3 protein-coding genes are annotated in these 4,250 nt (G+C 71.1%); 1 reads left to right on the plus strand and 2 read right to left on the minus strand.

The window, feature by feature from the left end; translation table 11 throughout:
* Positions 1–271: 271 nt before the first annotated feature.
* Complete coding sequence (locus Q0C81_RS16800) at positions 272–3,484, plus strand: discoidin domain-containing protein (RefSeq protein WP_291840662.1); 3,213 nt, start codon at positions 272–274, stop codon at positions 3,482–3,484.
* Here the strand turns inward: Q0C81_RS16800 and Q0C81_RS16805 are convergent, their stop codons facing one another.
* Both Q0C81_RS16805 and Q0C81_RS16810 read right to left on the minus strand, forming a co-directional pair.
* On the minus strand, positions 3,485–3,877 hold the full coding sequence (locus Q0C81_RS16805; RefSeq protein WP_291840665.1) for a hypothetical protein: 393 nt from the start codon (positions 3,875–3,877) through the stop codon (positions 3,485–3,487).
* Positions 3,874–4,250: hypothetical protein (locus Q0C81_RS16810; protein WP_291840668.1), on the minus strand; the 377-nt coding region annotated here is incomplete at its 5' end. The genes Q0C81_RS16810 and Q0C81_RS16805, both read right to left, overlap by 4 nt.

Below are 4,250 nucleotides of genomic sequence, written 5' to 3' on the forward strand. Positions count from 1 at the left end.
GACGTCGAGCTGATGATGGCCAGCGCCGTCATCACCGTCGCCCCGGTGCTGATCCTCTTCCTCGCCCTGCAACGCTACTACATCCGCGGCATGCTCGCGGGCAGCGTGAAGGGTTGAACCAAATCGTCCGCTCATCCCGGTGAAAGCCGGGACCCAGTATTTTGGGCGAAGGAGCGGAACCGGGATCACACCGTCGCTGATCCCCTGAACGCCGGCGTCACGCTGGACAGGACTGGGTCCCGGCTTTCGCCGGGATGAGCGGAGAGTTTGTATGCGCCCGTTTATCATCGCCGCCGCCTTCGCCCTGGCCCTCGCGCTCCCGGCTCACGCCCAGGCCCCCCGCGCGCTCGACACGTTCGAGACCCTGACCCCGAGGAAGGCCGACGCCTCCACCGATGTGTCCTCGGCGATCTCGGCCGTCGACGGCCACGACGGCCGGGCGATGCGGCTGGACTACGACTTCAACGGCCGGTCCGGCTACGCCTTCGCGGCGCGGACGCTCGATCTGACGGTCCCCGACAACTACGAGATCAGCTTCTGGGCGCGCGGCGAGATGCTGCCCAATACGCTGGAGATCAAATTCACCGACGCCTCGGGCGAGAACGTCCACTGGCGCCAGGTGCGGGCCTTCCAGGCCGCGAACGGCTGGACCCGCTACACGATCAAGAAACGCCAGATCATCTGGGCTTGGGGACCGAACCCCGACCGCACCTTCCGCGGCGCCGCGCGGATCGAGTTCGTGGTCACGGCGGGGCAGGGCGGCAAAGGCTGGTTGAAGATCGACCAGCTGGAGCTGCGCGACCTGCCGCCCGAGCCGTCGGTCGCCCCGCGTCCGGTGGTGAGCGCGTCCAGCGAGGACGGCGTCAATCTCGCCGCCCGCGCGGTCGATGACGATCCGCTGACCTTCTGGCGCACCACGGGGGCCGGGGCGCAGAGCCTGACGCTGGACCTCGGCTATGAACGGGAGTTCGGGGGTCTGACCCTGCGCTGGGCCGAGCGGATGGCGGCGTCGCGCTATCGACTGATGGCGTCGTCGGACGGGCGCGACTGGCGCGAGCTGGCGGCGGTGAACGGCGGTGACGGCGGCGTCGACTGGCTGCGCACGCCGGAGGCCTCGGCCCGCTGGCTGCGCCTCGACCTGGAGGCGCCCCGCGACGAGAGCGGCGTCGTCGGTCAGGCGGGCGCGGGTCAGCGCCTGGGCCAGGCGGCGGCCGACGCCTATGCGCTGAACAGCCTCGAGATCGAGCCCCTGTCGTTCGGCGAGACCCCGACGACCTTCATGCTGGCCGTGGCCGGGGAGAGCCGTCGCGGCCTCTATCCGCGCGGCTTCGCGGGCGAGCAGCCCTACTGGACCCTGGTCGGCGTCGACGGCGGCGGCGAGAGCGGCCTGATGGGCGAGGACGGCGCGATTGAGCTAAGTCGCGGCGGTCCATCCATCGAGCCCTTCGTGCTGGACAACGGGCGGCTGGTGACCTGGGCCGATGTGAACATCACCCAGAGCCTCGCGGGCGGCGACCTGCCGATCCCCTCCGTGACGTGGGAAGGCGACGGCTGGACCCTCAAGACCACAGCCTTCGCGGAGGGCGGGCGGCGTCCGCCGTCGATCTATGGCCGCTATGACCTGACCAACACCTCGGATCGCCCACGCACCCTGACGCTGGCGCTGGCCGCGCGCCCGTTCCAGGTCAACGGGCCGAGCCAGTTCCTGACCACGCCCGGCGGCGTGGCCCCCATCGACGGCATGACCTGGCAGGCGCACGGCGTCCTGCCGCTTGTCGGCGGCGCCACCATCCGGCCCGTCGTCGCGCCGGATCGCTATGTCGCCTCGACCTTCGACGCGGGATCGGATCCGCAGAGTCTTCTGGCCTCGGGCCGCACCAGTGGCCGGACCGTGGTGGACCCTACCGGCCTGGCCTCGGGCGCCTTCATCTATGACGTGACGCTGGCGCCGGGCGAGACGCGAACCTTCGGCTTCATGTCGCCGCTGACCCGGAGCCATCTGTATTTCGCCGACACCCAGGGCTCGGACGACCCCGCCGCCTTCTTCTCGGCGCGTCAGGCCGAGACCGCCGCCGGCTGGCGCGAGAAGCTGGACCGGTTCGACATCACCCTGCCGCCCGCCGCCGGACCGGTGGAGGCGGTGATGAAGGCCTCGCTGGCCCATATGCTGATGTCGCGCCAGGGGCCGATCCTGCAGCCGGGCACGCGCAGCTATAACCGCAGCTGGATCCGCGACGGGGCCATGATGGCCGAGGGGCTGAACCGGCTGGGCCACGCGGACCTGTCGGCGGACTATCTGCGCTGGTTCGCGCCGCTGGTGTTCGAGAACGGCAAGGTGCCGTGCTGCGCCGACAGCCGGGGCGCCGATCCGGTGCCCGAGAACGACAGCCACGGCGAGTTCGTCTTCCTGGCCGCCGAGGCCTATCGCTACACCGGCGACCGCGAGCTACTGCGCTCGGTCTGGCCGCAGGTGCAGGGCGCCATTCGCTACATGGACGAACTGCGCGCCTCGACACGGACGGCGGAGTTCGAGGCGGTGGACAAGCGCCACCTCTACGGCCTGCTGCCCCCCACCATCAGCCACGAGGGCTATTCGGACCGTCCGGCCTACAGCTATTGGGACGACTTCTGGGGGCTGCGCGGCTACGGCGACGCGGTCTTCATCGCCGAGACCCTGGGGGACGCGGAGGCCGCCGCCCGCTTCCGGGCCTCGGAGGCCCAGTTCAAGGCCGACATCATGGCCTCGATCACCGCGACAGCGCGGGCGCACGGCATCGACTGGATCGCCGGGGCCGCCGACCGGGGCGATTTCGACGCCACCTCCACCACCATCGCCCTGTCGCCGGGCGGGTTGGTCGACGACCTGCCGCAGGGCCTGCTGACCGGCACCTTCGACAAGTGGTGGGAGAACTTCACCGCCCGGCAGGAGAACCGCCAGGGGTGGAAGGACTACACGCCCTACGAACTGCGCAATGTCGGGGCCATGGTGCGTCTGGGACGACGGGATGAGGCGCTGCGGGCGCTGGACTTCTACTTCGCCGACATGCGTCCCCGGGCGTGGAACGGCTGGGCCGAGGTGGTGGGCCGCGATGAACGCGAGCCGCGCTTCATCGGCGACATGCCGCACGCCTGGATCAGCTCGGACTACATCCGCTCGGCCCTGGACCTGCTGGTCTATGAGCGCGACAGCGACCACGCCCTGGTGCTGGCCGCCGGCGTGCCGACCGCCTGGCTGGAGGGCGAGGGCGTCGGGGTTCGCGCGGTCCGCACCCCCTACGGAGCGCTGACCTATCGCCTGCGCCGGGACGGACGCGGCTTCGTGCTGACGCTGGAGCCGGGCGTGACGCCGCCGGGCGGGTTCGTCATCCCGTGGCCGAAGGGCCAGACGCCGCCGGCCGCCGTGCGGATCGACGGCCGCGCGGCGGCCTTCGCCGACGGGGAGCTGAAGATTCCCGCCGGCGCGCGCCGGGTGGAGCTGCGCTGATCAGGAGGCGGCGGGCGGGGCCTCGACGGCGGCCTCGGCAGCCGGGGCCGCCTCGCCCTCGCAGTAGACCATCCCCTCGACGTTGAAGTCGCCGGGCCGGCCGCCGTAGTGCTCGTACAGCACCGTCGGGCGCACCGCGGTGTGGATGATCTTGCGCTTCACCTTGCCGCCGCACAGCTCCTGCGCCCGCCGTTCCCAGTAGGCCATGGCGGTGTCGGGATCGGGCCGGATGACGCGGACGGTGTGGCCGCCGTCCGCAGTCGGCGTGTCCAGATAGCCGTAGTAGGCCTTCTCGGGGCCGCCGATCATGACGTAGCCATGATCGGTCATGCACCCGCCGGCGCCCAGGCCCGCCAGGGCGATGAGGGCCGCCGTCCGGGCGACGCGGCTCATCGCGAGCGGCGCGACGGGCGGGCGGCCTCGCGGATCGCGGTCATGCGGTCCTGGTGCACGCGCGCGATGCTCATGGTGTTGCCGTAGGTGGTGAAGCCCACGACCTCTGCCGGCGACGAGACGTAGGAGCCGGTGATGGTCCCGGCGCCGATGCGGCGCACGGTGCGGCCGTCGGGCAGGGTCTCGACCAATTCATCCTGGCCGGTCAGGCTGGGCACCGCCGTCCGGTTCAGGTCCAGCAGCGTATAGCGGGCGATGAAGACGTGCGCGTTCTCGATCTCGGCGCGCAGCAGGGCGCCGTTGTCCTTGATCCAGTCGCGGGCCAGGAAGATGCCGATCTCCCCCTTGGTCAGCTCGTCGTCGCGGGCCTGCT

This window comes from Brevundimonas sp. (assembly GCF_023259385.1).
Classification (GTDB): domain Bacteria; phylum Pseudomonadota; class Alphaproteobacteria; order Caulobacterales; family Caulobacteraceae; genus Brevundimonas.

What these genes read in the sequence shown, in the direction of transcription:
- Q0C81_RS16800 (WP_291840662.1), top strand. Translation starts at nt 272, where the DNA reads ATGCGCCCGTTTATCATCGCCGCCGCCTTCGCCCTGGCCCTCGCGCTC.
- Q0C81_RS16805 (WP_291840665.1), bottom strand. Translation starts at nt 3,877, where the DNA reads ATGAGCCGCGTCGCCCGGACGGCGGCCCTCATCGCCCTGGCGGGCCTG.